This window comes from Kitasatospora sp. NPDC101155 (assembly GCF_044768305.1).
GTDB lineage: Bacteria > Actinomycetota > Actinomycetes > Streptomycetales > Streptomycetaceae > Kitasatospora.
Map to the genome: position 1 here is coordinate 37,842 of NZ_JBIWPN010000043.1, position 24,074 is coordinate 61,915.

Consider the following 24,074-nt stretch of genomic DNA (forward strand, 5'->3'; position numbering starts at 1 on the left):
GACGGGTGGCCCAATGCCTGAGGTCGACGGCCGTTACCGGCTGGAGACGATGCTGGGCCGGGGTGGCATGGGCGAGGTCTGGCGGGCAGCGGACCGGCGGCTCGGGCGGCAGGTCGCGGTCAAGCTGCTGCCCGCGGACCAGGCGGCCGGGAAGGGCGAGGCAGTTGCCCGGTTCCACCGCGAGGCGCGGGTCATGGCCGCACTGCAGCACCCGGGCATCGTCCAGGTCTTCGACAGCGGAGAGCAGGACGGGCGCCTCTACCTCGTCATGGAGCTCCTCGACGGGCAGGACCTGCGCGCGCTGCTGCGCGAACATCCCACCGGACTGCCGCTGCCCCGCGCGGTCGACCTCGCCGCCCGCATCGCGGACGCGCTCGCGAGCGCGCACGCGGCGGACATCGTGCACCGCGACATCAAGCCCGCCAACGTCATGGTGCTCGCCGACGACCGGGTGAAGGTGTGCGACTTCGGCCTGGCCGGCCACCTCCGGACCGCCTCCGCCCTGACCGCACCGGGCGTCATCATGGGCACGCCCGAATACATGGCGCCCGAGCAGTGCCGGGGCCTGCGGGTCGACGGCCGGGCCGACCTCTATGCCCTCGGCTGCGTGCTCTTCGCGCTGCTCACCGGGCGTCCGCCGTTCCCCGCCCGCGGCGATGCCTGGGCGGTCATGCTGGAGCACCTGTACACGCCGCCACCGTCCCTCACGGCACTGCGCCCGGACGTCCCGGCGCAACTAGCCCTCCTGACCGCACAGTTGCTCGCCAAGGACCCCGACGACCGCCCGCTCCTCGCCGACGACGTCGCCGAGCGGCTGCGCGCCGCGTCCCTCGACCACGCTCACCCGCAGGCCGGGCCGGGGTACCGCATCGAGGTGTTCCAGAACGAGTACCTGGCCCCCGACGCCGTCGAGGCGAACGCGATCCTGACCCTGACCGCCCCCGCACGGGAGACAGCCGTAGCGGCGCCGAGAGCACTGGTGTTCCTGATCGGGCTCTCCACGGCGCTGCCCGAGGAGGAGTTCCGGGCCTCGACCGAGGCCGTCGCGCGGGCCGTGGACGACCTGGACGAGAGCGCCAGGTTCGCCGTCATCGCGGGTTCGAGGTACGCCGGGCCGCTCTACCCGGACACCCTGCGCCTGGTCCGCGCCACTCCGGCCGCCAAGGCGGCGGCCCGCACCGCGCTCGCCTCTCTGGAGCCGGTTCGCGAGGCGGCCTTCGGCCGCTGGATCCGGACGGCGGACCGGCTGCTCTCGGGCCACGCGGACGCGGTGCGCACGGCCGTCCTGCTGATGGACATGCGCGACGAGGCGGAGAGCCCCGAGGAACTGGCCGCCGCCCTGGCCTCCAGCTCCGGCCGGTTCACCTGCCATGTGCGCGGCCTCGGGACAGCTTGGGAAGTCTCCCAGGGCAACGCCGTCGCCCGAGCGCTCGGCGGCACCGTCGACATCGTCGCGCTGCCGTCCCAGGGCCTGGCCCGGGAGCTGGCCGAGATCCTGGAGGGCACCCGCCGCGCGACGGCCAGGGAACTAGCCCTGCGCATCATCGCGCCCGACGGGGTACGGGTACGCCGCCTCATGCGGGTCGCCCCGACGATGGACGACCTGACCGGGCGCGGACACGTGGTCGGAAACGGGGTCCGCGAGTACCGGACCGACGTCCCCGACGGCCACACCCGCGACTACCACCTGCAACTGGACCTCGCGCCCGGCCGCGCCCGCGACGCATTCACCGCCGCTGAGGTCGAACTGGTCGATCTTCCCCCGACAGGCGATGGCGAGATCCTGGCCCGCGCGCAGGTCCAGGCCGTACGGGATGGACCGGGCTGACCCGCGTTCCGCCGACGTCCGGTGTGAGTTCCGGATCCTCCTGTAGCCGACCACCGTCAGCACGCTGTTCTCTCCCCCCAGCCCCCAGCGTGTCGATCCGCCGCTGGGTTGCGCCCTCGTCACCGCCCCGGCGAGAGCGGCTGGCCGCGAAGCTCGCGTATGGAAGTCGTCAACGGTTTCGGGTCCTGGTTGCGCGATGACCGGGAAGTGCTACGCGGGCAGCGATCCGCACCACCGCACCGGACGCTTCGACACCGACGACCTCCACCTGAGGCAGCGACGGGAACAGCAACTCACCTAGCCACGACCACGATTGCGACACAGCCGCCGACTGTCAGCCGTCCAGGTGGCTCGGCCGACCAGTTCCGGACGATCTCCAGACCCCGCCAACGCCCAGGATCCGTCACCCAGTGTCACCAGTCACAGAACCTGCGCCAGGCCCCAAACCACCCCGAAGAAATCAGGTCGGAGGCCGTGCAGAGGTTCAACGGCACTGCCCGGCCGGTGCACGGGGCTGCGGTCCCGGTCGTTGTGGCGCTCAACGGCTTCACCGACCCCGCGGCGGCCTTCGCCACCCGGCAGCGCCTGCACCTCGTCGACCGCGAAGACCTGCACCAGGTCCTGAGTCTTCGCCGACCCCAACGCGCGCCGCCGGACGCACCGTCATCTGGTGCTGTCCGATTCCAGCGATCAGCCTGCCGAGGATGCCCACATGCTGCGCGAGACACGCTCAGCCGGTGCCGAGCATCTTCTGCATCTGGGCGATCTCGGCGGTCTGGGCGGTGACGATGCCGGCGGCGAGCGACTTGGCGGGGTCATAGGCGCCCTGGGCCTGCTCGGCCTGGGCCATCTCGATCGCGCCCTGGTGGTGCTGGATCATCATGGTCAGGAACATGGTGTCGAAGGTGTGGCCGGATGCGTGCATCATCTGGTTCATCTGTTGGCTGTCCATCATGCCGGGCACGCACGAAGGCCCCGCTATGCCGGGCATACTCGAGGGGCCACTGCAGGCCGTGCTCGGCATGTTCTCGGGGACCTTCTCGCCCCAGGACGTCAGCCAGCCGGACATGGTCTCGATCTTTGGGGCCTGCTCCTTCTCGATCTTCGCCGCGAGAGCCTTCACGTCGCTGGAAGAGGCCCGGGTCTGGGCCATCTGGGCCATCTCGATGGCCTGACGGTGGTGCAAGATCATGTTCTGGGTGAAGGTGACGTCGGCCTGGTTGTGCGGGGCCGGGCTGACCGATGCCAGGGCGGCTGCGGTGGCGGGAGCGGGCCCGGCTCCACTGGTGTGGCTGCTGCCGCAGGCGGCAAGGACGAGCACGGCGGCCACGGCGGTGGCCAGTGCGGTGTGGCGGGGCAGGGCGCGGGTCGTCTCGGTCATGGTGGGAGGGGCTCCTGGGTTCGGCCGGGGCTGGGGTGTGCCGGTCGGCTGGTGGGTCAGGTCACTGGGGTGGCGTGTCCCCCGAATTCCGGCGCGGGTACTCGCCCGCACTCCGACGAGTACCCGGGTGGCCGACTCGGTGCCGCGAACCGCTGTACGTCCCCAGGAAGGTCCGGTCAGTCGAGCCCTCACCGCCGCCGCCAGCCTCCCGACCCCCGACGCCGTCCACCGCCTGGTCGCGGTCACACTGGCTGGCCTCCGGCCATCGCCTGCCGTGGGAGCGTGCGGACCCCTGGGCATCGTCGCGGGCATTGATCAGCGCTTCGGCGGGCCTGCCCGGATCGCCTTCCCCGGGGTGCTCCGTACTGGCGGTCCGTCAGGAGGATCTGTTCCAACGGGCCATGCCGACGCGCCCCCGGTCGGGGTCGAGACCGACAAGGACGCCGCAGACCGCCAGGAGCAGCCCGGCGGGGACGCCGTCGAGATGCAGTTGAGACGACGATACGGGCGGGGCGAGCGGCCAAATCAGGCATCGTGGCCGGAGGGGGAGGGGACGATGGCGACAGGGCAGGCCGTTCGGTGGGATCTATGGCCCGGGTGATGCTGAGGACCGTTGAGGCTGTGGAGCGTGGAGGAAGCAGCTCTGTTCTGGAAAGGGCTGGCGATCACGCCGGCGGTGTGTGCCGAGGCCGTGGGCGCACGACGGCGACCGGGCAGATGCCGTAGTGGAGCAGGCCGTGGCTGACCGAGCCGAGGGCCAGGCCGTGGAAGCCGCCCTTGCCGCGTGAGCCGACCACGGCGAGGTCCGCCCGGTCGGAGGCACGGACGAGTTCGACCATCGGTTTCCCCCGGACCAGGGTCGTCTCGACCTCGACGCCGGGATACCGCTGCCGGAGGGGCGCGAGCTGGTCGTCGAGCTGGCGGCGCTGCCCGGCTTCCACCTCGTCCGGGTCGGGTTCGGCCTCGGACGGTTCCGGCGTGGTCGGCATGCTCCACGCCCGCAGGGCGTGGATGCGGTCGCCGCGCAGGGACGCCTCCTCGAAGGCGAACTCCAGGGCGGCGGTGGAGTGCTCGGAGCCGTCGGTGCCGACGAGGATGCGTCCGTGACCGGTGGTGATCTCGCCGACCACGACCACTGGGCAGGCCGCGTGGCCGGCGACCTGGAGGCTCACCGAGCCCATCAGCAGGTTGCCGAGCCCTCCCTCGCCGCGGGCGCCGAGCACCATGCAGCGCGCCCGCTCGGTCGCCGCACGAAGAACCTCGGCTGGGGAGCCCGCGACCTGGTCGGACTCCACTTCGAGGCCCGGATGGCTCTCCTTGGCGATCGCCACCGCCTCGGTCAGGATCTCCGCGCCCCGGCGATTGAGGCCCTGGGCACGACCCGGGGGAAAGAACGGGAAATCGAACTCCCAGGCCGGAAGCACATGGGCGATCAGCAACGGGCACTCGCGCCGCGCCGCGTCGCTCGCGGCCCACACCAGCGCACGCAGACTCCGTCCGGAGCCGTCCACTCCCACGATCACGGGATCAACCATCACTCCTCCTGCCCCGGACACGCTCCCGGCAGCAGGCCGCTCCTGGGCTTCAGACCCATCGCAGCCGACTTGCCCGGCCATCTCGGCCAAGCTCCCGAAGCGACGCGGACGGACGTCCCGCGCGGACGACCGTTTCGTTCGCCCCTCTCCAGGCTCCGCCTCGCGGGCGGAGCCTGCCACAGGAGACCGGATGCCGACCCCGCCGCCGCTCACGTGTCACGCTGCGGCGAGACGGAGAGCCGCAGCGCGGCTCCCGCTGGGCTAACGCAAGTGGCCGCCGATCACACCACTGCTCATGCTCGAACGGAAGGCTCGCGTGCCCACACCGGCCACCGCGTGACGCCACCTGGGCAGGCCACGACCGAAGGACCCTCGCCATGGAAATGCCCGTCATCACCGGATGCGCGGTCGAAGGCTGCGCCTACAACCAGGGCCTCGCCTGCCACGCCCTGGCCATCACCGTGGGCGACGCCCGTCACGCGCACTGCGACACCTACCTGCAGGCCCCACCCAAGGGCGGCGACCCCTCCGTCAACGGCAGGGTCGGTGCGTGCAAGATGTCGGACTGCCGTCACAACGTCGGCCTTGAGTGCCGCGCCACCGGCATCACGGTCGGGTTCCACCAGAGCGACATCGACTGCCTGACGTACGCACCCGCCTGACTGGCGCCGAAGGGCGGCGCGTCACCATCACCAGCTGCGTTGAACTTGCCCGACTGCGGCCTCTCCCGGGCCGAGGCCGCCGACCCGACCGTCTTCAACCGGCCCGCCCGGCCGGTCATCCGGATCGACCTGATCGGCCCGGACCTCCCGCTCACCGACCAGAACCCCCAACCTCCCACTCCTTTGCGGGCAACGACCTTGGACCGTCCACCTCCTAGGGTGGTGAGTGTTGGGTGAGCGTGCCGGACGGGAGCCGCGATCATGGACGAGTCGTCGCTGCGGGCGAGCGCCCCGTGTGCCCGGGGTGGCCCCTGGGTGACCGTGGCCGCGGGGGTGGGGCTGTTCGCATCCGTTGCTTACAGTTCGTTCCCGCTGCAGTGGGTGGTGGGCTCGCGGCTGAGCGTGATCCGGTCGTACGTCAGCGAGCTGTCCGTGGCGGGCCAGTCCGGGGCCGTGGTGTTCCGCGTGGGCGACACGATCGGCGGGGTGGGCCTGGTCGTTCTCGCCGCGGGCCTCGCGGCCTCGTGCGTGCGCGGGAGCCGGTGGGCGGTGGCCGGCGCGATCGCCCTCGCGGTCACCGGGCTGGGCTCGGCCGCCGACGGTGTGTGGCCGATGCCGTGCGCGCCGTCGGCCGACCCGGTCTGCCGTGCCCTGGACCGGAGCACCCTCTCGTCGCAGCTCGCCCAGGCGCACACCTTGACCGGTCTGCTGGAGTTCACGGCCGCGGTGATCGCCGCCGTCCTCTTCGGCGCCGTGCTGCTCCGGCTGCCGGGCCACCATCCGCTCGGCCTGTTCACCCTGGCAGCCGGGCTCGCGGTGGGGGCCCTGGGGCTCGGGGAGATCGCGATGGTGCTGGCTGACGCGCGGGTGGTCGGTGTTCCCGAGCGTGCCCAGGTCCTGCTCGTGTCCCTCTTCTGTGCGGCCCTCAGCCTGCACCTCCTGTGCCGCCGCCGGCCCTCGGCGCGGCGGGTGCCGAGGAGCCGGTCGGCCACCGTGGGTCCGTCCGCGAACCCGGAGTGATGCCGAGGGAATCGGCGGGTCCGAGATCCCCCGGTGGCGACTGGGTCGAGATCCGCACCGGCCGATCGGCCCTGCTCCTGATCGGGTGGGCATCGGGGCATGGGCCTCAGCGGGCGGGGCCTGACACCGGGGCGAGGTGGGTGGTGAACCACTGTGCGGCCAGGTTCGCGGCCTCTTCGAGGGTCCCGGGTTCCTCGAAGAGGTGGGTGGCGCCCGGGATGACGGCGAGTTGGTTCTCGCAGTGCAGTCGTGCCTGGGCCTGCTGGTTGAGGTCGAGGACCACGTGGTCGTCGCCGCCGACGATGAGCAGGGTGGGTGCGGTGACGGCCGGTAGGCGGGGGCCTGCGAGGTCGGGCCGCCCGCCGCGGGAGACGACCGCCCGGGCGGGGGAGTCCGGCTCCGCCGCGGCCCACAGCGCGGCGGCGGCTCCGGTGCTGGCGCCGAAGTAGCCGATGGCGAGGTCGCCGACGTCGTCGCGGTCGCGCAGCCAGCGGGTGGCGTCGGTCAGGCGTCGGGCGAGCAGCGCGGTGTCGAAGACGTTCGCCCGGTCGAACGCCTCCTCCTCGGTGAGCAGGTCGAACAGCAGGGTGGCAAGGCCCACCCGGTTCAGCTCGCCCGCGACGAACCGGTTGCGCGGGCTGTGTCGGCTGCTGCCGCTGCCGTGGGCGAACACCACGATCCCCGTTGCCCCCTCGGGGACGGTGAGCTGGCCGCCGAGCCGCACCGGCCCGGAGTCCACCACGACTTCCGGGTCGTCGGCCCTCGCCGGAACGGACCGAGCGGGCAGCCGCGAGGCGGGGTCGGGTGGCTGGCCGCCGCCCATCCGGACGGCGGCCTCGTCCAGGCAGGCGATCACCTCGGCGTCGGTGGTCTGCGCGAAGTCCTCGTAGAACTGCCCGATCCCGTAGAACTCCCCGGGCGTCGACAGCGCCACCAGCTCGTCCGTTGCGTCCATCAGCCCGCGGGTCCAGCCCGGCGGGGCGACGGGGACGGCGAGCACCACGCGGGCCGCGCCCTGGTTCCTGGCGATCAGGCAGGCCGCGAGAGCGGTCGAACCGGTGGCGATGCCGTCGTCCACGACGACCGCGGTGCGGCCGATGAGCTCGGAGCGGGGCCGGTCACCGCGGTACCGCTGTGCCCTGCGGTCCAGCTCGACCCGTTCCCGCGCCTCCACCGCGGCCAGGTCCCGCTCGGAGGTGCGCGTCGCGCGCATCACCGCCTCGTTGACGATGCGGACCCCGCCCTCGCCGATCGCGCCCATGCCCAGCTCCGGCTGGAACGGCACGCCGAGCTTGCGCACCACGATCACGTCCAGCGGCGCGTGCAGCACCTTCGCGACCTCGGCCGCCACCGGAACACCACCACGGGGGAGCCCGAGGACCACCACGTCCTCGCCCGTCAGGTGCCCGACCCGCTCGGCGAGGCGACGCCCCGCGTCCATACGGTCGACGAAGTACATGACCCGCCCTCCTCCGGATACGAGGACCACAACCGGCCCCGGACCCCGCGCCGGGCGGCCCGCTTTCCACGATCCTCCTGCCACCGGACGCGCGCGAGCGACCGAGTCGACGCTCCGCCGTCCGCTGACTCCAGGAAGGACCCCGTGCGCCGGGGACGGACGTGCCGCGGCGGCAGCGGCGGGGGAGCATGAAAGCGAGCGGGCGATTCGGCGACCGCACCCCCTCGGAGCATCCGGATCCGCCGAGCCGGGCAGTCCGCACAGTGGACGCACGCCCTGGAGGTCCCCGTGAGCAGCACTCCCACACCGGGCCCCGCCGGCCCCGCCAGGCCTGTCGTGGTCGGCACGGATGGTTCGGAGCCCGCCCGTCAAGCCGTGCTCTTCGCTCTGCGCGAGGCTCAGGTGCGCGGCGTTGCCGTGCGGGCTGTACGCGCCTACGGCTCCGGCCACGAAGACCCGTCCGACCTGGGCACGCCCGTCTGGCCCCGCACGAGCGGCGAGCCGCCGACCCACCTGCACGACGTGGTCGCCCGCGAGGTGACGGACTCCGTCGAGGAACTGCGCCGACAGGTCGGCGAGCCGTTCGTCGAGGTCGAGGTCCACTGCGAGCGCGGCCGCCCTGCGCAGGTCCTGCTGGCCGCGAGCCAGGACGCGAGCCTGCTTGTGGTCGGATCCCGCGGCGCCGGCCTCTGGGGCCGTCTCGCGCTCGGCTCGACGAGCACCGAGATCGTCCATCACGCCCACCTGCCCGTCGTCGTCGTGCCGGGCGAGCCGCCCGCTTGAACCGGTGTGCCGGTGACCATGGGGCGGGCCACCCGGGCCGGACGAGCTCGCCGGCTCTGACCTGCCCCGGGCAAGGTCCATCACCGTCCGGGTATGGGCCCACCGGCCCATGCCGAGGGGGATCCGCAGGGCCACGATGAGAAGCAGGCCGGCTGGCGTCTCGGTCGGCACGGGGAGGCGGCCAGCCCAGCCGTCCGCCGCCCTGCCTCGTCGGCTCGGGCACCTCGTAGGAGGAGGCGAATTCGCATGCGACCGGAGATCACCGTGGGTCTTGACGGCTCTGCCGAAAGCCTGTCGGCCGCCCGGTGGGCAGCGCGGGAGGCCCAACTGCGCGCACTGCCCGTACGGCTGCTGCACCTGTGGCTGCTCAGCCCTGGCGCGGCGCCGCACCTCCCGAGCGGGGAAGCGGGGACCGCTGTTGGACAGCGCATCCTCCGGGACGCGGAGGGCGAGCTGCGCGAGCACTACCCGGACGTTCCCTTCACCACCGAACTGCTGCCCGCCGCCACTCCCGCCGCCCTGCTGTCCGCCGCGGGCGACGAGCAACTGCTGGTACTCGGCTCACAGGACATCGGTACCGGAGGGGGCTACCTGATCGGCTCGCTCGCCCTGTACACCGTCGCCCGCGCCGAGCACCCAGTGGTGCTCGTCCGCGCCCACGACCACCCCGACGGCACCCTGACCCCGGCCGCTCAGTCCGGGCCAGTCGCCGTCGCTGTGAGCGAGCGCTCCGGCTACGACCACGTCCTGGAACTCGCCTTCGACGCCGCCGACCGACGGCACACCTCACTGCTGGCCGTCCACGCCACCAGCCGCCGCCCGTCCCTGACCACCTGGCAGGGCTCGCCCGACGAGACCGTCCAGCAGGCCGACCGCCACGAACTGAGCGTGACGCTGCGCCCCTGGCGGGAGAAGTTCCCGGCGGTGGACGTGGTGGAGCGGCTCAGCCACGACAGCCCCGCCCGGGCCGTCGTCGACGCCGCGACCGGAGCGCGTCTGCTCATGGTCGGCCGCGGCGGGTACCGGACCACCCTGGCACCTCGGATCGGCCCGGTCACCCAGGCTGCCATCCACCACGCGCCCTGCCCGCTCGCTGTCGTCCCCCACGACTGAGCCGACGGCGTCCGTGCCGGAGAAGGAGCGAAGACCATGCACCGCACCGTCCAGGACGTGATGACCCGGGAGGTGGTCGTCGCGCATCGCGACACCGCCTTCAAGGAGATCGCCGACCTGCTCGACCGGAACGACATCAGCGCCGTCCCGGTCGTCGACGACGCCGACCATCCGGTCGGCATCGTCTCCGAGGCCGACCTCATCCGCGCGCAGGCCCACCGACCGGACGCCACCGGCCGCCCCGAGGCGCGCTGGCTCCCTCCCCACGGCAGGTCCCGTGCCGAGGCCGAGAACGCCGACACCCTGATGAGCAGCCCGGCCGTCACGACACGGCCCGAATGGACCCTGGTGGAGGCCGCCCGGCTGATGGACCGCCGCGGCGTCAAGCATCTGCCGGTGACCGACCGCGACGGCCGCCTGGTGGGCATCCTCAGCCGCCGCGACCTGCTGCGGCCGTTCCTGCGCCCGGACGACATGCTGCGGAAGGAGATCGTCGAGGACATCCTCGACCACACGCTCTGGCTCCCGCCGGATGCCGTCGACGTCACCGTCGACGACGGGGTCGTCACCCTGACCGGGACGGTCGAACGCAAGGGCCTCGTCCCCATCATCGAGCGTCTGTGCCGCGGCGTCGACGGAGTCGTGGCCGTCCACCAGACGCTCCACTACATGTCCGACGACAGCCACATCGACATCAGCGCCGCCGCGACACGCGGCATGCCCGGGCCGTACTCCGCCGCCCACCACCCGAAGTGACCGCGCGCGGTACCCCTGCCCCGGATCGCCACGCCGCTTGGCAGGCACGGCGATGCTGACATCCCCTGCCCGCAGGTCGCGCGGACAGGGCCCGCGCCTGACGCTGCTGGGCGTGGGCGCCATGAACTCCCCCCGGTATGCGCCCGCCGGACTTCTGCTGCGCCACGGGCCGAGTGCCGTGGCCTTCGACGACGGCCCGGGCGCCGAACCCCCAGTGCGCTTGGACGCTTGGCTGGTGACGGACGAACACGCGGAACTCCGGTCCGCCCTGCGCCGGATGGCAGCCGAGCACGGACTCGTCCCCCACACGGGGAACCTCGACCTGGACGGGCTGGCCGTCCGGGCGTGTCCGGTCGTGCACACCTCGCATCCCGCCTGGGGCTACCGGATCGAGGCTGACGGCCTGGTGGCCGTGTGGGCACCGGAGTTCTGCGAGTTCCCCGCCTGGGCCGACGGAGCCGACCTGATGCTCGCCGAGGCCGCCGGCTGGGATCGGCCGATCCGCTTTCGCGGCGGCGGCGTCGGCGGGCACATGAGCGTCCGCGATGTCGCCACCGAAGCCCAGCGGCGGGGCGTGCGGCGGCTGGTGTTCGCCCACATCGGCCGCCCCAGCCTGCGTGCGATCGATGCCGGCCACCGGTCACCGTGGGGCGAATGGGGGAGCGAGGGCCGCACCTACACACCCGCCCACGTCCGCAACCGGCCGGAAGACGGACGAGCGTAGCCCCCGTCGCCAGACGGACTGCCACGCGGACAGGGACCCACCGGCCCTATCAGCGCGTGACAAGGTCTTGTTCGCACAGTCGGCCCTGTCCGTTCAGGGCCGGTTTTCGGTCCGATATGGGCCACCTGGACCATGACCGGCGAGGGCCTGAGGTCAAGGATGGAAGACAGCTCAGGCGATGCCCCAGGAACGGTGGGAGGCGGACGCCATGTCCACGCATCCGAGCCGGGACAACCCGGTACGGCGGACCTCGGACCGCATCCAGTGGTGGCTCGCCCGCATCCTGCTCGTCGTCATGGTCGTCGGCCTTCCCGCCGCCGCGGTCAGTGCCGGCCTACTGACCTACCGAGCCCAGATGCACGCCGGGCACGTCCAGTCCTCGGCCCGGCACACCGTCACCGCGCACCTGACTGCCGACGCGCCCGTGCCTTCGAACAACGACTACAGCCAGGTCCCGGCAACCGCCGCCTGGACGGCAGCCGACGGCACCACCCACTCCGCCACCGTCCGGGTGTGGCCCGGAGAACGGGCCGGTACCCCCGTCCCGCTGTGGGTCGACCACCAGGACGCGGTCGCCTCCGCGCCCATCACCCGCGGCCAGGCCGCCGCGGCCGCCTGGACGGCCGCCGCCATGACCGCCGGAACCGTCTCACTCCTGTGCCTGGCCGCCTGGAAGGGCTCGGCCCGCGTGCTGGACCACCACCGCTACGCCCAGTGGGACGCGCAGTGGAGCCAGGTCGAGCCGCGCTGGTCCAAGCGGCTTCCCAGCTGAGCGAGGCGGCGTGGCCGAGGATCGGACCGTCGCTGTCCGGTCGGATCGGGTCGACCGGCCCGCGAACTTGGGGAACGGCATGTCCGAGCGCGACCGGCCAGAGCACCTCCCGACAGCTTGAGGCGGGCGGACGAGCGGGCCCCGCCGGCCCCGGAAGCGGTCCGGCCAGGCCCCGCTCTGGTCGTGTGTCAGGTTCCTCTGGAGATCTCTATCCGTCGGGTCGGCTTCTCGACCTCACCGATCGGGCCTTCACGGTCAGCACGCCGTTGTCGTAACTGGCCGTGATCTCCTGCTCCTTCACGCCTTCGGGTAGCCGGATGCTGCGGGTGAAGGAGCCGTAACGGAACTCGGACCGCTGTTTCTCCTTCTTCTCCTCGCTGCGTTCGGCGTGGACGGTCAGGACCCCGCCCTCGAAGGTGATCTCGACGTCCTTGTCCGGGTCGATCCCCCGAAGCTCGGCCTTCACCACGTAGGCCCCGTCCTCCTCGGACTCCTCGACCCGGATGAGGTGCTCGCCCATCCGCAGGTCCACGGGAAACCCTCCGGCGGTTCGGCCCAGTGCCACATTCCCGGAGTGCGGCAGGGTCGGCGGGCCCGGTCGGGTGGTCCGGTCGGCCCTGCCTGCGGTGTTCCCGGTGGCGGACGATGGGGGCGGAGGTACGTGATGATCACGCGCAGTCGCTTCCCCGCCCGGCATCCGACCGGGCGGGCCGGATCCGGGCCACCGTCCGACCCGCCGAAGCCCGCGCCGAAGTCGGCGCAGGATCCACCGAGCTGGCGGCGGTGGATCCTGCCGATCGCCGTGGCCGTGACGCTGTTCGTCCTGCTGTCCCGGGCTCCGTCCGGAACGGGGACGCGCTACGCCTACACGGACTTCACCGGCAGGGTGGACGCGGGCCAGGTCAAGACCGTCGAGATCACCGACAAGGGCGCGGTCAGCGGCACCCTCAAGGACGGCACGAAGTTCACCACCCAGATCCCGACCGCGCTGGACACTGGCGGGCTCACCCGGCAGCTGCAGTCACAGCACGTCGTGATCACGGCGAAGACCACCAGCGGCGGATCGGCGCTGACCGCCCTGCTCGCGTTCCTGCCGATGCTCATCCTCCTGGGGCTCTTCCTCTGGTCAGGGCGGACGGCGACGAGAGCGATGGGCGGCGGCCTGAGCACGGTCGGACGGTCCCGCGCGAAGATCATCGAGGCGGAGCGGCCGAACACCCGCTTCGCCGACGTCGCCGGCTACGAAGGAGTGAAACAGGAGGTCAGCGAGGTCGTCGACTTCCTGCGCAGCCCCGGCCGCTACGCCGCCGCCGGCGCCAACGGGCCGCGCGGGGTGATCATGGTCGGCCCGCCCGGCACCGGCAAGACCCTGCTCGCCCGCGCCGTCGCCGGCGAGGCCGAGGTGCCGTTCCTTTCCGTGACCGGCTCCGCGTTCGTCGAGATGTTCGTCGGCGTCGGCGCCTCCCGGGTCCGCGACCTGTTCGACGAGGCCCGCAAGCGCGCACCGTCGATCATCTTCATCGACGAGATCGACGCGGTCGGCGGCCGGCGCGCCGGCGGCGCGCGGCTCGGTGGCAACGACGAACGGGAACAGACCCTCAACCAGCTGCTCGCCGAGATGGACGGCTTCGACCAGAGCACCGGCATCGTGGTGCTCGCCGCGACCAACCGCCCCGACTCCCTCGACCCGGCCCTGCTGCGGCCCGGCCGCTTCGACCGGCAGGTCACCGTCCCGCTGCCGAATCAGGCCGAGCGCTCGGCGATCCTCGCCGTCCACGCCCTCGGAAAGACCCTCGCCGCCGACGTTGACCTGGACCGCATCGCCCGGGGCACCCCCGGCTTCTCCGGCGCGGACCTGGCCAACCTGGTCAACGAGGCCGCCATCAACGCCGTACGGGCCGAGCGCACCGTCATCACCGCGCGCGACCTCGACACCGCGCGCGACCGGGTCCTGCTCGGCCGCCGCGAGTCCTCCAACGCCCTGCTCCCGGAGGAGCGCCATGCGGTCGCCGTGCACGAGTCCGGCCACGCCCTGATGGCCGCCCTGTGCGAGCACGCCGACCCGGTCGCCAAGGTCACCATCCTGCCCGCCGGCACGACCCTCGGCGCCACCGAGCAACTCCCCGAGGCTGAACGGCACCTCTACAGTCAGGGCTACCTGCAGGACCTGCTCACCGTCCAACTCGGCGGCCGGGCAGCAGAGTTGGTGGTCTTCGGGGAGGGCTCCAGCGGCGCCGCCAACGACCTCGCCAACGCCACCTCGGTCGCCACCCGCATGGTCCGCGAGTTCGGCCTCTCCTCAGCCCTGGGACCCGTCGGCTACGCAGCCGGCACCCCCCAGTACCTCGGCGAGTACCCCGACGACCGGCTGCACCGCCCCTACTCCGAGCAGACCCAGCGCACGGTCGACGAAGAAGTCGCCCGGCTGCTGCGCCAGGCCGAGCAGCGGGCGGTGGCTCTCCTGCGCGGACACCGCCGCCACCTGGACGAACTCGCCGCGCTGCTCATGGCGGAGGAGACGGTGGACGGGAAGGTCGTGCTCGCCATCCTTGGCACGGAGCCGCCGTCCGGACCGCTCCGAAAGCCGCCGGACCACGCCAGGGTTCCCGCGCGGGACGCGGGGCGTGCTGGGCCCGGCGCGGAGGGATGAGCAGGGAGCCGGCCAAGACCGGTCCCGAGCCGGTCGGCGCCAACCGTCCGGCACGCAGCCCACGGGCCGGGCGGCCGTGTGCTGCCGGATGCCGCCGAGCTGCCGAAGTACGCCGAAGTACCTGGACGCCGCGTACAAGCTGGTCGAGTGCGACGGGCGGCCGATGATGGAGCTGTCCTCGGCCGAGGTCACCGCGCCCGGTGCCAAGCAGGGCTTCCGCGGCCCGGGCTTCACCGACACGGTCGCGCTGCGCGAGGAGCCCGCGTCGCCCGGGACCCGCCCGCTGCTGGAACAGGTCATGGCGGGCGGGCGCCGGACCGGCCCGCCGCGTCCAGAGGAGCGGCTGCGGAGCGTCGAGGCGGCAGCTCCGGGCACATGGCCGGGCTGACCCGACTCAGCGGGCACACGATGCCCGCTCGGCTGCCTGAGTAGCTACCCGACGTCGGCGTGCGGGTCAGATGGATCCGGCCGATGCTGCCAGGAGAAGGTGCCGGGGCGCGCCGGGCAGCCCGCGTTTCCGATGACTGCCAGGACACCCTCGGATTGACGGGAAGGGCAAGCCATGACCGGCAAGCAGACTCGGGGGAGGATCGTCGTCGGGGTGGACAACTCCGAGCAGTCCCGGCGGGCACTGCGCTGGGCGGTTCGGCAGGCGGAGCTGACTGGCGCAGGCGTGGAGGCCGTCCTCGCCTGGGAGCCGCCGTTCTCCGGGTGGGGCAGCAAGGTCCCGGCTGTCGAGGAGCAGGCGCTCGCGGACATCGCGGGGAAGGTCCTGGCCGAGAGCATCGAGAAGGCGGTGGGCACCGAGGCCCCGGTGGAGATCACCACCCGGGTGGAGGAGGGTACTGCGGCTCAGGCGCTACTGAAGGCCGCCGCGGCTGACGACGTAAGGCTGTTGGTGGTGGGCAGCCGTGGGGTCGGCGGCTTCACCGGCGCCCTGCTGGGCTCCGTCAGCCAGCACTGCGCCCAGCACGCGCCGTGTCCAGTCGTGATCGTGCGCGGTCGCTGACGCAGAGCCGCCGCGCGTGCCAATCGCGGGTCACTGCTTGGCTTCCTCGGCCGCCCCGTAGGTCGGCCCGGTGGCCTCCGCGGGCCAGGGTCACCCGGCCCCATGTCCGGCGGCGCCTCGGGCCCCGACCCGGCTCGCGCGACACGAATTCCCGGGCAGGCCAAGGCCGTCGGCGGTGGCGGGCATGTGCTCCGATGCCGGTTCTGCGCCCCGCCCCGCGGTATCCGTGGAGATCGCCGACCGGTCGCACGCCGGGATCAGCGCGGGGTGGTCCCAGTCGCGGCAAGGCGTCTGCGGGCGATCCGGTCGAGGACGTCGACGGTGACGATCCCGGCCAGTCGGCCGTCGTCCAGGACGAGGACCGGTGGCGGAGCGGCCGCACGGTCCAGGACCTCGACGAGATCGTCCTGCGGTGCGGCGGTCAGGCAGCGTGACAGGGGCGTAGCGAGTTCGCGGGCCCGGACCTCGCCACGGTGGGCGGGCGGGACCGCCGTGAGGCGGCGCAGGTCGAGCAGGCCGCTCGCTCGGCCCTCGACGTCGACCAGGGGGACCACCGGCTGGTGAGCGGCGCGGGCGGCGGGGTCGGCGAGGAGGCGGTCCGCGGTGAGCCAGTCGGGCGCGGCGGTCGCGGGGATCATGGCCTGGCCGATCCGGACGCCGCGTAGCGCGGCCACCAGCGCGGCGCGGCGGACCTCGGCCGTGGCGGAGGACCACATGAACAGGCCGATGAGGACGAACCAGATTCCGGCTCCGTTGCCGTAAAGCAGTTCGATCCAGCCGGCGGCTGACAGCAGGAGGCCGACGGCCTGTCCGGCCTGACCGGCGACGCGCTCGGCGCGTTCGCGGTCGCCCCGGCGCCACCAGACCGCCGCCTGGAGGAGTCGGCCGCCGTCCAGGGGCGCGGCGGGCAGCAGATTGAACACACCGAGCAGCAGGTTGGTCCAGCCGGTCCACAGCAGTACCGCCGAGGGCATCGCCCAGTTGACGGTGTGCAGCGCGCCGAGCCCGGTGGCCAGGGACAGCCCACCCAGCACCAGGCTGGTGAGCGGCCCGATCCCGGCGACGGCGAACTGGAGCCGTGGGCTCGGGGGACGTCCCATCCGGGTGACGCCGCCGAGCGCGAAGACGGTCATGTCGTCGACGCGAATGCCCGCGCGGCGCGCGGTGACCGCGTGGGCCGTCTCGTGCAGGAGCAGGCTCACGGTGAGCAGCAGCGCCCCGACCAGGCCGGCGAAGCCGTAGGTGGCGGCGGAGCGGCCCGGGACCCACACGGGGAGCGTCTGCCCCGCCAGGCCGACGCCGAGGAACACGATCAGGACGGGCGCGCTCCAGTGGATCCGCAGCGGTATGCCGAAGATCCTGCCCAGCCGCACGGACCCGTGCATCCTGACCTCTCCCAGGGCTTGCCGAAGGCCTTCGAGCCTCCACTGTCCTCCCGCCGCGAGAGCAGGCACAGGGCCGTACGGACCTGCCGCCAGGGCTACCGGACCCCCAAGGCCGCCGCCTCATGCTGTCGGGAGCTGCCCGGCCGGATCGCCACCGGAGATGCGGGTGCCGATGCCGCGGCCCTGGCAGATCGCGCGCATCGCACCGGTGGCGGCGGCGTCGAAGACGTGCATGGTCAGGCGGTGTTCGGCAGCGAGGACCAGGGCGGTCGTGTCCATCACCCGCACGCCCTGGGCGAGGGCGTCCCGGTGGTTGAGGCTGGTGTAGCGGACGGTACCGGGGTGGGTGTGCGGGTCGTGGTCGTAGACACCGTCCGCGCCGTGCTTGGCGAGCAGCAGGGCGTCGGGCTCCAGTTCGAGGGCGCGCTGGACGGCGGCGTAGTCGGTGGTGACGTAGGGCTGGCCGATGCCGTCGGCGAGCAACACGATCAGCCCGTGGCGCAGATGCCGCAGGGCACGCAGCCGGATGAAGGGTTCGGCGATGGAGGGCATGTCGGTCGCGGTCATGACCCGGACGTCGGTGGCGTGGTGCGCGGTGAGTTCTCAGCGCAGCAGCAGCGCATTCATGACGGTGCCGAGCATGCCGATCGTGTCGCCCTCGGTCCGGCCGATGCCCCACGCCGCCGCCGCGCGGCCGCGGAAGTAGTTCCCGCCGCCGAGGACGACGGCGGTCTGGACGCCGAGTTCGTGCACCGAGAGGATCTCCTCGGCGAGGTGCACGAGGCTGACCGAAACGGTCCCCCAGTCGGCTTCGTCTGTGAAGGCCTCACCGCTGAGCTTCACCACGACCCGCCGGTACCGGCCCGTGGCGCCCGCCGTCTCCCGCTCCTACGCCGGACTCCTACGCCTCGGGGGTGACGAGTGACCGGAGATCCTTGGGGAGCGCGTCGAAGACGTGCTCCAGCTGCTCCGGGGGGATGTGCAGGAACACCGCTTCGGATCCCGAGAGCCGGTGGTCGGGCGCCTGGCGCGGGCTACCGGGGAGGGTACGGCCTGCCCCGAGCACCTTCGTGGCCGTGTCCGCCTGCGGCACCTGGTACGGATTGCCTGCACTGGTGCGCGGGACGAGCCTGGAAGGGGAGGTTCGGCTGCGGATGGGCATGAGGGGAGTTGTCGTCGGTGACCGGGCAGCAGGGGACACGGAGCGGTCATCGGGCCGTGCCACACACCGCGGACCTGCGACTGGAGGCGTGGGCGCCGACCGCGGAGGGCTGCATCCGCGAGGCGGTGCACGCGGTGGTCGAGGGCCTCGCCGACACCTCCGCGGCACAGCCGGCCGGGGAGCGCGTGTGCGCGGTCGCGGCGGACAGCGACGAGGATCTGCTGGTGTCCGTCCTGGAGGAGGTCATCTACCGGATGGACGTCGACGGCGAGATCCCCCTCGACACGGAGGTGGACACGATCCGTGACACGGGGGACGGCCGGGCCGTGTCGGTCCGCTTCACGATGGCGGACGCCGACACCGCCGAACAGATCGGGGCGGTGCCCAAGGCCGTCTCGCTGCACGGCCTCCACCTGACCGGCGGCCCCGGGGGCTGGACCTGCCAGGTGACGCTCGACGTCTGAACACGATGGGCAAGCGGGGCGGAAGGATGGCACTCACGGTGGCACTGGCCGGTGACACGATGCTCGGACGCGGCGTGGCCGACCAGCTGCGGCGCTCGCGGACGCCGCAGACACTGTTCGCCGCCGAGGTACGGCAGGCACTCGCGGAAGCCGACCTCGTCGTGCTCAACCTGGAGTGCTGCATCTCCGACCGGGGGAACCGCTGGCCGAACCCGTACAAGAGGTTCTTCTTCCGCGCCCCTCCCGTTGCCGCCGACGTGCTCGCCGAGCTGGGGGTGGACTGCGTGACACTGGCCGACAACCACGCCCTGGACTACGGCTTCGACGCCCTCACCGACACCCGCGCGCTGCTGGAGCGGGCCGGGGTCCGCACGGTCGGTGCCGGTCATGGCGACGCTCGGTAAAGCCGTGGAGACGATCAGCTGAACCCGGCTGAGCACGGCCATCGGTGTCCGGACCGGCCCGGGCGTCGGCATGCAGCGCTGCCGCGGTCAGCGTCTCCACCGGAACGGTAGTCATCGCCGCGCCCCGTCCGGTCAGACCTTGGGTTCTACGGTCGTCGCAACACCTCGGCTCAGGGTGTGCGATGGACTTCGAGATCCGCGGGGAGCGGAAGCCGCAGTGGCCTGGCCGCAGGTAGCGAGCGAGCCCCGCACCTTCGGTGGCGGTGGTGGTCGGCCTGCCGGGCAACGACGAGTTGGGCGGCGTGCGTCAGCCGCGCATCAGAAGGGTGTCCAACGGCTCGCCGCCGTGCATCAGAGCGATGGCTTCGGCGAGCAGCGGTGCCACGGTGCGTACGCGGCGGGGCAGCGTGGGGGCGTGGGGCGGGGGGACGGTGTCGGCGATCACGAGGCGGCTGATCGGGAGCTGGGCGAGCCGGTCGGGTGCGCGGTCCACGAACAGGGGGTGGGTGGCGGCGACGGTGATGTCCGGTGCCGCGCCCTGGGCCAGCAGGACTTTGACGGCGGCCCTGACGGTGCCGCCGGTGCTGATCATGTCGTCGACGATCACCGTGGGTCGGCCGGCGACATCGCCGACCAGTTCCTCGGCCCGTACCTTGCTGCCGGACAAGCGGGTCTTGCGGACGACGGCGACCGGCCGGCCGAGCAACTCGCCGTAGTGTTCGGCGAGTTTGACGGCGCCGAGGTCGGGCGAGATCACCACGGCGGCTGCGGGTGTGTCCTCGGCCAGCGCGGCGGCCAGCAGCGGCACCGCGCTGAGCGTCTCGACGGGGATGCTGCTCATCGCTTCGAGGGTCGGGGTGTGCGGGTCGACGACGACCAGCCGGTCGGCACCGGCGGCCGTCAGGGCGTCGAGCGCCACGCGGGCGCCGACCGACTGCCCGGCTCGGGTGCGGCGGTCCTGGCGGGCGTAGCCGAAGTACGGGACGACGCCGGTGACCCGGCGCGCGCCTGCGCGACGGCATGCGTCGAGGAGCAGCATGAGTTCGATCAGGTACTCGTTCACGTCGGGACCGGTGGGCTGGACGACGTACACGTCCTCGCCGCGGACATGGCCGACGACGGGCTGCAACTCGCCGTCGGGAAAGCGTTCCACCTCGCACGCGACCGGCTCGGTGCCGAGTGCCTCCGAGACGGCGTCGCCGAGCGCGGGATGGGCCGTGCCCGACAGGATCCGTGGGTTCGTCATCGCGTCCTCCCGGGTTCCCTGCTGTGGCGGCCGTCTATGCGGGCTCACCACAGCGGTACGTCGAGCGGTCGGCCGGCGTCGTCGGCGCGGGCCAGGACGGTCATCGCCCGCCGGTACTCCGCCGGTGCGATCAGCCCGGCTAGCAGAGCGGCGGCGAGCAGCCGCTCCATCTCGTCCCCGCCTGCCGCCGGGGCGCCCGCCGCGGCGGGGAGGCCACCGGCGGAGGACCGCGGTTCGGGCGCGGGATCCGGTCGCTGCCGCGGCTTTCTGGGCCGTCGGCTCGCGGCCCGGGTCGCGCCTGCCGTGAACCGGCCCAGCTTCCTGATCAGTGCTGCGATCACGGCCGCCACCTCCCGGCGAGTTCTCTACTCGACCAGCCTGTCAGGCGGTTCCGGCGCGGACAGCGGCTGAACGCCCCGACCTTCGTGGGCCGACCGGCCCTTTCGTTGTTCTCTTCCGCCGCTGATGGGCGGCGGCTTTGCCCGTGAATGACCGCCGTCGGTGAGGCGATGCGCCACCCGAGGCGGTGAACCTGGCCATGCGGGCTCCGGCCGCAGAGAACGCGTGTCGGTGCGGGCGCTCGCTCACCGCGGTCTCCCGCAGCTGTTCACGGCCGCCGTCAATCCTGATCGAGACCGGCACGGAGTCCTTTCGCCTCCAGGCCACCGAGGCCGAGCACCATGCCACCCGCTGACCAGCCGCCCGGGCAACCGGCCTCGGACGGCGCCCCGGACGAGCGATCGCTGCCGGGGGTGGCGTCCGCGAAGCTCACCGAGACCGGCCGACTGGCCGCGCCGGCCCTTGAGTGCTGGGATAACGGCGACCGGTAGGGCGCGCTCGACGCGATCACCCAGGTGTCGCCGACGGCGGAGGCAGAGCGGCGGCTGAAGACCATCGCTTCGCACTGTGGGGCTGACGTCCGTGGAGTCCTTGGACCCGCACGGCCCTGGGGTGACGCCCGGCGCGCGGAGCGATACCGACAGGTCGGGCGGGAACGAGCGTTTACACGTCCCGCGCTTCGGCCACACACCCGACGTTGCCGGGGCCGGTTGAGCGGCTGGCTCCGGCAGTGCGGGGGCTGGTTTCGACACGGACAACAGGGCAGGCTCGAAGGCGAACAGCTTTCCGCTCCGGGAGGGAGCCCGCTCATGTCCACCGGGCACGGGCCCTGCTGGTGCTGACGCACCACCAGGTCGCGCGGTAATGGATGATCTCCGCGCGACGATCACCGTGACGAGCCGCGCGAGCCCCCAACGACTCGTCACACCAGGGCCGGTGGCCTGCACCAATCACGATGGAACTTCCTCAATGGGTCAGGCCCCCCGTTCGCCTCGGCGTCGCCCATCGGCCCCAGCACCCCGCCTGGACGGACACCCACGCCGAAGCCAGCTCGCCCTGGGGCACACATGACGACCAGCGCCGACCTTGTGGAGCGAGCAGCGACAGCCGGACTTGGCCCGCGCCCTTCGGGGCGGGCCTTGCGGATCTCCGGGTGCGGCCACCGAGGAGGGTGCGGGGACGCAAAGACGCCCCGCACACGGGTGCGTGCGGGGCGCCCGCTCATGTGCTGGAGGTCAGGCGGGGCGGATGTGCTCCGCCTGCGGGCCCTTCTGGCCCTGCACGACGTCGAAGGTCACCTTCTGGCCCTCCTGGAGTTCACGGAAGCCCTGGGCGTCGATGTTCGAGTAGTGGGCGAACACGTCGGGGCCGCCGCCGTCCTGCTCGATGAAGCCGAAGCCCTTTTCGGCGTTGAACCATTTCACGGTGCCGGTAGCCATGCGCTTCTCCTTCGCGCGCCTCGCAGCAGTGCCGTGCGGGCAGACGGAAACCTGCAAGGTGGGCTCCCTTCGCCGGCATTGTCCGGATCAGGTGATGGAGGTCGCCTTCCGGTCTCACGGACCTTCCAGCCTCTCAGCCCGACCGCCGACAACCGCCCCGCGCGGAGCCTCCGCCCATTGCCCGGGGCCATCCGGTCGAACTCCCTCGCTCGCCCTGCAGGCCAATTCCCACGGTACTCTCGCCCCCGCCCGGCACCAGGGCCGAACGGCCCCATCGCTGTCCGGGTGACCAGGCTGGTGTTAGTGGCCAGTTCCTGCCGGCCGCTGACAGGCTGGCTGACCGATGTCGGCAGAAGAGCCTGAATTCGCGGGCCGGTTTCGACGGTTCAGTTGTGGGCCAGCCGTGGTCTCGCTGGATGTGTGTGTCAGTCGTTGTCGTCGGTGGGGACGTGTCCGAGTTCGCGGCCTCGCATGCGATAGGACTCGCCATTGAGGGAGTGGACCTCGGCGTGGTGGACGAGCCGGTCGATACCGCTCCGGCCGAGCGCCAGGCTGCGGCGATCAGCCAGAAGCCCTCGTCCACGACCCGCAGCCGCTCGCCCTGCCACGGCTGCACGGCCGGGCCGGTGCGGTGTGGGTCTGGCGCCGCCATTGCTGGATGTGGCACTTCCGGCAGTGTCGGATGGACGGCTTGCGCAAGCGCCGCAGTCCCACCTGCCTATGGTCGCAGGCCGTGCATCAGGTTGGAGATGAGTCCGGCCACGAATTCCTCGGTGACGGGCTCGGCGGGGTTCAGGAGCCGGTGGTAGCTCGCGGAAGGCGGTGGCGCGGCCCGCCCTATCGCTGTTCAGCCCTGCTGTTGAAGGGGGGCGATGCCCTTCTGGAGGTCGTTGCGGGTCATCACCGGTGAAAGCTCGACCTTCGCGCCCAGGTCTCGCAATAACGGCCCCGCGATCGCGGGCATCTGCGAGCTGTTCTGCATGTCGAAGATGACGATGCAGGTGGGACCGCCCTCCAACGGGGTGAAGTAGACGGCCTCCGGCTTGAGCCGGTCCAGCAACGAATCGAGGACCTTCGGCAGCTTGCCGCTCTCAACGGTCTCGTTCAGTGCCTCTCTCCAAGCATGCATGTCCGGGCGAACCCTGAGCATCATCCGCATCGCGCTCACTCCTCGCGTCCACCGTGACCTGCGCTGTGTGCTCCGCGCTTGCCGAGAGCCGTGCTGGCGTCAAGTAAGCCTCACAAGGATGTGAACGCAGCCGCAACATCTCCTCCTCCAGTCGGGGTACCAGGTGAACGGACGCGCCCGCTGCCCAGTGGCGGCTGACCTGCCGTCGCCGTCGACAACTCCGCCTGAACGCCCCAGCAGGCCGTCCTGCACATCGTGGAAGTAGGCCGCTCCCGGCCTCATGCCTCCGGTCTGCGCAAACAACTCGGGCACGGTCACCGGCGTGTACTCCCGCGTCTTGAGCGCGGCGACAATCTCCGGCACGGCCGCGATCGTCGCCGTACACAGCCCCTGCCGGCCGCAGCGCCGGCGGGCTGACCGAACGGTGGTCTGGAAGGATGGCAGCACGGTCGCAGGCGAACCGTGTCGGGGTTGGAAGCCGCGATGCGGCGTCGCGAGGAGGCCGGGAAACCATGGCGCTGGACCAGCGGTACGCCGTGTCCCTGCCAGGCCCGGTCGGCGCTCACGGCCCGCGGGTGGTCATCGTACATCTGGCCGTGGACGTTGATGCGCCGACGGGGGCCACGTCTGGGCAGACGCGACCGGGGAGTTCCGGATGGAGATCACAGGCGAGGTGGCCACGCTGCCGGCGGCACCGGCGGGATACGACCGGCATCCCTTGTCGGCAACGGGTGAATTGAGGGCCACGGACGGCGGATCAAAATCGGGTCACTCTGCGATCTCTTGATCATCCTGACTTCACTGGTACGGGAGT

The 24,074-nt window shown here is 72.2% G+C and carries 26 protein-coding genes, 1 pseudogene and 1 riboswitch; of the genes and pseudogenes, 14 read left to right on the forward strand and 13 right to left on the reverse strand.

Annotation, left to right across the window (positions count from 1 at the left end; genetic code table 11):
• Positions 1–13: 13 nt before the first annotated feature.
• Positions 14–1,828, forward strand: coding sequence for a protein kinase (locus ACIRYZ_RS36995; protein WP_402952764.1), 1,815 nt, complete (start codon positions 14–16; stop codon positions 1,826–1,828).
• Positions 1,829–2,332: 504 nt separating this feature from the next.
• On the forward strand, positions 2,333–2,614 hold the full coding sequence (locus ACIRYZ_RS37000) for a restriction endonuclease (protein ID WP_402952801.1): 282 nt from the start codon (positions 2,333–2,335) through the stop codon (positions 2,612–2,614).
• Here the strand turns inward: ACIRYZ_RS37000 and ACIRYZ_RS37005 are convergent.
• Positions 2,559–3,209, reverse strand: a complete 651-nt coding sequence (locus ACIRYZ_RS37005) for a DUF305 domain-containing protein (RefSeq protein WP_402952765.1) — start codon at positions 3,207–3,209, stop codon at positions 2,559–2,561. The two genes, ACIRYZ_RS37000 and ACIRYZ_RS37005, sit on opposite strands and share 56 nt — an antisense overlap.
• Before the next feature lie 665 nt (positions 3,210–3,874).
• Positions 3,875–4,744 (reverse strand): universal stress protein, encoded by an 870-nt coding sequence (locus ACIRYZ_RS37010; RefSeq protein ID WP_402952767.1) that lies wholly within the window; start codon positions 4,742–4,744, stop codon positions 3,875–3,877.
• Positions 4,745–5,121: 377 nt separating this feature from the next.
• Between ACIRYZ_RS37010 and ACIRYZ_RS37015 the strand changes: the two genes are divergently transcribed.
• Both ACIRYZ_RS37015 and ACIRYZ_RS37020 read left to right on the forward strand, forming a co-directional pair.
• Positions 5,122–5,406, forward strand: a complete 285-nt coding sequence (locus tag ACIRYZ_RS37015; RefSeq protein ID WP_402952768.1) for a DUF1540 domain-containing protein — start codon at positions 5,122–5,124, stop codon at positions 5,404–5,406.
• 261 nt (positions 5,407–5,667) lie between these two features.
• Entirely contained in the window at positions 5,668–6,426 is a 759-nt protein-coding gene (locus tag ACIRYZ_RS37020) for a DUF998 domain-containing protein (RefSeq protein ID WP_402952769.1), read from the forward strand.
• Positions 6,427–6,532: 106 nt separating this feature from the next.
• On the opposite strand, the gene ACIRYZ_RS37025 is transcribed toward ACIRYZ_RS37020, so the two are convergent.
• A complete protein-coding gene (locus ACIRYZ_RS37025; protein WP_402952771.1) occupies positions 6,533–7,885 on the reverse strand; it encodes a phosphoribosyltransferase family protein in 1,353 nt (450 codons plus the stop codon).
• A 288-nt stretch (positions 7,886–8,173) separates the two neighbouring features.
• On the opposite strand from ACIRYZ_RS37025, the gene ACIRYZ_RS37030 reads away from it, so the two are divergent.
• The 5 genes from ACIRYZ_RS37030 (at position 8,174) to ACIRYZ_RS37050 (ending at position 12,033) form a co-directional block, all read left to right on the forward strand.
• Positions 8,174–8,668 (forward strand): universal stress protein, encoded by a 495-nt coding sequence (locus tag ACIRYZ_RS37030; protein WP_402952772.1) that lies wholly within the window; start codon positions 8,174–8,176, stop codon positions 8,666–8,668.
• A 246-nt stretch (positions 8,669–8,914) separates the two neighbouring features.
• Positions 8,915–9,781 carry a universal stress protein gene (locus ACIRYZ_RS37035; protein WP_402952774.1) on the forward strand — a complete coding sequence of 289 codons (867 nt, stop codon included), beginning with the start codon at positions 8,915–8,917 and terminating at the stop codon, positions 9,779–9,781.
• A gap of 36 nt (positions 9,782–9,817) precedes the next feature.
• Positions 9,818–10,537 carry a CBS domain-containing protein gene (locus ACIRYZ_RS37040; protein ID WP_402952775.1) on the forward strand — a complete coding sequence of 240 codons (720 nt, stop codon included), beginning with the start codon at positions 9,818–9,820 and terminating at the stop codon, positions 10,535–10,537.
• 121 nt (positions 10,538–10,658) lie between these two features.
• The gene (locus tag ACIRYZ_RS37045; protein ID WP_402952803.1) at positions 10,659–11,261 is read left to right on the forward strand and encodes an MBL fold metallo-hydrolase; all 603 of its coding nucleotides are present in this window, start codon (positions 10,659–10,661) and stop codon (positions 11,259–11,261) included.
• A gap of 208 nt (positions 11,262–11,469) precedes the next feature.
• The gene (locus ACIRYZ_RS37050; protein ID WP_402952776.1) at positions 11,470–12,033 is read left to right on the forward strand and encodes a hypothetical protein; all 564 of its coding nucleotides are present in this window, start codon (positions 11,470–11,472) and stop codon (positions 12,031–12,033) included.
• 208 nt (positions 12,034–12,241) lie between these two features.
• Here ACIRYZ_RS37050 and ACIRYZ_RS37055 read toward each other — a convergent pair whose 3' ends face one another.
• Positions 12,242–12,553: an Hsp20/alpha crystallin family protein gene (locus ACIRYZ_RS37055; RefSeq protein ID WP_402952778.1), complete on the reverse strand. Its 312-nt coding sequence runs from the start codon at positions 12,551–12,553 to the stop codon at positions 12,242–12,244.
• A 144-nt stretch (positions 12,554–12,697) separates the two neighbouring features.
• Between ACIRYZ_RS37055 and ftsH the strand changes: the two genes are divergently transcribed.
• From ftsH to ACIRYZ_RS37070, 3 genes are all read left to right on the forward strand, one after another.
• The gene (gene ftsH, locus ACIRYZ_RS37060; protein WP_402952779.1) at positions 12,698–14,683 is read left to right on the forward strand and encodes an ATP-dependent zinc metalloprotease FtsH; all 1,986 of its coding nucleotides are present in this window, start codon (positions 12,698–12,700) and stop codon (positions 14,681–14,683) included.
• A gap of 88 nt (positions 14,684–14,771) precedes the next feature.
• A complete protein-coding gene (locus tag ACIRYZ_RS37065) occupies positions 14,772–15,071 on the forward strand; it encodes a hypothetical protein (protein WP_402952781.1) in 300 nt (99 codons plus the stop codon).
• A gap of 174 nt (positions 15,072–15,245) precedes the next feature.
• Entirely contained in the window at positions 15,246–15,692 is a 447-nt protein-coding gene (locus ACIRYZ_RS37070; RefSeq protein ID WP_402952783.1) for a universal stress protein, read from the forward strand.
• A gap of 257 nt (positions 15,693–15,949) precedes the next feature.
• On the opposite strand, the gene ACIRYZ_RS37075 is transcribed toward ACIRYZ_RS37070, so the two are convergent.
• The 3 genes and pseudogenes from ACIRYZ_RS37075 to ACIRYZ_RS37085 form a co-directional block, all read right to left on the reverse strand.
• On the reverse strand, positions 15,950–17,077 hold the full coding sequence (locus tag ACIRYZ_RS37075) for a site-2 protease family protein (protein ID WP_402952784.1): 1,128 nt from the start codon (positions 17,075–17,077) through the stop codon (positions 15,950–15,952).
• Between the two features lie 120 nt (positions 17,078–17,197).
• Positions 17,198–17,923, reverse strand: a pseudogene (locus ACIRYZ_RS37080) (uridine monophosphate kinase).
• A gap of 55 nt (positions 17,924–17,978) precedes the next feature.
• Positions 17,979–18,239, reverse strand: coding sequence for a hypothetical protein (locus ACIRYZ_RS37085; RefSeq protein WP_402952786.1), 261 nt, complete (start codon positions 18,237–18,239; stop codon positions 17,979–17,981).
• Positions 18,240–18,295: 56 nt separating this feature from the next.
• Here ACIRYZ_RS37085 and ACIRYZ_RS37090 point away from each other — a divergent pair, with 56 nt between their 5' ends.
• Together ACIRYZ_RS37090 and ACIRYZ_RS37095 are read left to right on the forward strand one after the other, a co-directional pair.
• The gene (locus ACIRYZ_RS37090) at positions 18,296–18,703 is read left to right on the forward strand and encodes an archease (RefSeq protein ID WP_402952788.1); all 408 of its coding nucleotides are present in this window, start codon (positions 18,296–18,298) and stop codon (positions 18,701–18,703) included.
• Between the two features lie 26 nt (positions 18,704–18,729).
• Entirely contained in the window at positions 18,730–19,107 is a 378-nt protein-coding gene (locus ACIRYZ_RS37095; protein ID WP_402952789.1) for a CapA family protein, read from the forward strand.
• A 307-nt stretch (positions 19,108–19,414) separates the two neighbouring features.
• On the opposite strand, the gene ACIRYZ_RS37100 is transcribed toward ACIRYZ_RS37095, so the two are convergent.
• The 6 genes from ACIRYZ_RS37100 to ACIRYZ_RS37125 form a co-directional block, all read right to left on the reverse strand.
• On the reverse strand, positions 19,415–20,353 hold the full coding sequence (locus ACIRYZ_RS37100; protein WP_402952791.1) for a ribose-phosphate diphosphokinase: 939 nt from the start codon (positions 20,351–20,353) through the stop codon (positions 19,415–19,417).
• Between the two features lie 44 nt (positions 20,354–20,397).
• Complete coding sequence (locus ACIRYZ_RS37105; RefSeq protein ID WP_402952793.1) at positions 20,398–20,694, reverse strand: hypothetical protein; 297 nt, start codon at positions 20,692–20,694, stop codon at positions 20,398–20,400.
• A gap of 278 nt (positions 20,695–20,972) precedes the next feature.
• Positions 20,973–21,248 carry a hypothetical protein gene (locus tag ACIRYZ_RS37110; RefSeq protein WP_402952794.1) on the reverse strand — a complete coding sequence of 92 codons (276 nt, stop codon included), beginning with the start codon at positions 21,246–21,248 and terminating at the stop codon, positions 20,973–20,975.
• Positions 21,249–21,927: 679 nt separating this feature from the next.
• A complete protein-coding gene (locus ACIRYZ_RS37115) occupies positions 21,928–22,131 on the reverse strand; it encodes a cold-shock protein (RefSeq protein WP_224277403.1) in 204 nt (67 codons plus the stop codon).
• Between the two features lie 47 nt (positions 22,132–22,178).
• Positions 22,179–22,313, reverse strand: a riboswitch (TPP riboswitch).
• 665 nt (positions 22,314–22,978) lie between these two features.
• Positions 22,979–23,290, reverse strand: a complete 312-nt coding sequence (locus ACIRYZ_RS37120; protein WP_402952797.1) for a hypothetical protein — start codon at positions 23,288–23,290, stop codon at positions 22,979–22,981.
• A 69-nt stretch (positions 23,291–23,359) separates the two neighbouring features.
• Positions 23,360–23,623, reverse strand: a complete 264-nt coding sequence (locus ACIRYZ_RS37125; RefSeq protein WP_402952798.1) for a hypothetical protein — start codon at positions 23,621–23,623, stop codon at positions 23,360–23,362.
• Positions 23,624–24,074 lie beyond the last annotated feature (451 nt).

Bases quoted from the DNA above. Each gene is read 5' to 3' on its own strand.
- ACIRYZ_RS37055 (WP_402952778.1), bottom strand. From the start codon at position 12,553: ATGGGCGAGCACCTCATCCGGGTCGAGGAGTCCGAGGAGGACGGGGCC.
- ACIRYZ_RS36995 (WP_402952764.1), top strand. From the start codon at position 14: ATGCCTGAGGTCGACGGCCGTTACCGGCTGGAGACGATGCTGGGCCGG.
- ACIRYZ_RS37020 (WP_402952769.1), top strand. From the start codon at position 5,668: ATGGACGAGTCGTCGCTGCGGGCGAGCGCCCCGTGTGCCCGGGGTGGC.
- ftsH (WP_402952779.1), top strand. From the start codon at position 12,698: ATGATCACGCGCAGTCGCTTCCCCGCCCGGCATCCGACCGGGCGGGCC.
- ACIRYZ_RS37075 (WP_402952784.1), bottom strand. From the start codon at position 17,077: ATGCACGGGTCCGTGCGGCTGGGCAGGATCTTCGGCATACCGCTGCGG.
- ACIRYZ_RS37120 (WP_402952797.1), bottom strand. From the start codon at position 23,290: ATGCGGATGATGCTCAGGGTTCGCCCGGACATGCATGCTTGGAGAGAG.
- ACIRYZ_RS37110 (WP_402952794.1), bottom strand. From the start codon at position 21,248: ATGGTCTTCAGCCGCCGCTCTGCCTCCGCCGTCGGCGACACCTGGGTG.
- ACIRYZ_RS37025 (WP_402952771.1), bottom strand. From the start codon at position 7,885: ATGTACTTCGTCGACCGTATGGACGCGGGGCGTCGCCTCGCCGAGCGG.
- ACIRYZ_RS37045 (WP_402952803.1), top strand. From the start codon at position 10,659: ATGAACTCCCCCCGGTATGCGCCCGCCGGACTTCTGCTGCGCCACGGG.
- ACIRYZ_RS37050 (WP_402952776.1), top strand. From the start codon at position 11,470: ATGTCCACGCATCCGAGCCGGGACAACCCGGTACGGCGGACCTCGGAC.
- ACIRYZ_RS37115 (WP_224277403.1), bottom strand. From the start codon at position 22,131: ATGGCTACCGGCACCGTGAAATGGTTCAACGCCGAAAAGGGCTTCGGC.
- ACIRYZ_RS37070 (WP_402952783.1), top strand. From the start codon at position 15,246: ATGACCGGCAAGCAGACTCGGGGGAGGATCGTCGTCGGGGTGGACAAC.
- ACIRYZ_RS37100 (WP_402952791.1), bottom strand. From the start codon at position 20,353: ATGACGAACCCACGGATCCTGTCGGGCACGGCCCATCCCGCGCTCGGC.
- ACIRYZ_RS37015 (WP_402952768.1), top strand. From the start codon at position 5,122: ATGGAAATGCCCGTCATCACCGGATGCGCGGTCGAAGGCTGCGCCTAC.
- ACIRYZ_RS37085 (WP_402952786.1), bottom strand. From the start codon at position 18,239: ATGCCCATCCGCAGCCGAACCTCCCCTTCCAGGCTCGTCCCGCGCACC.
- ACIRYZ_RS37095 (WP_402952789.1), top strand. From the start codon at position 18,730: ATGGCACTCACGGTGGCACTGGCCGGTGACACGATGCTCGGACGCGGC.
- ACIRYZ_RS37035 (WP_402952774.1), top strand. From the start codon at position 8,915: ATGCGACCGGAGATCACCGTGGGTCTTGACGGCTCTGCCGAAAGCCTG.
- ACIRYZ_RS37065 (WP_402952781.1), top strand. From the start codon at position 14,772: ATGCCGCCGAGCTGCCGAAGTACGCCGAAGTACCTGGACGCCGCGTAC.
- ACIRYZ_RS37005 (WP_402952765.1), bottom strand. From the start codon at position 3,209: ATGACCGAGACGACCCGCGCCCTGCCCCGCCACACCGCACTGGCCACC.
- ACIRYZ_RS37010 (WP_402952767.1), bottom strand. From the start codon at position 4,744: ATGGTTGATCCCGTGATCGTGGGAGTGGACGGCTCCGGACGGAGTCTG.
- ACIRYZ_RS37040 (WP_402952775.1), top strand. From the start codon at position 9,818: ATGCACCGCACCGTCCAGGACGTGATGACCCGGGAGGTGGTCGTCGCG.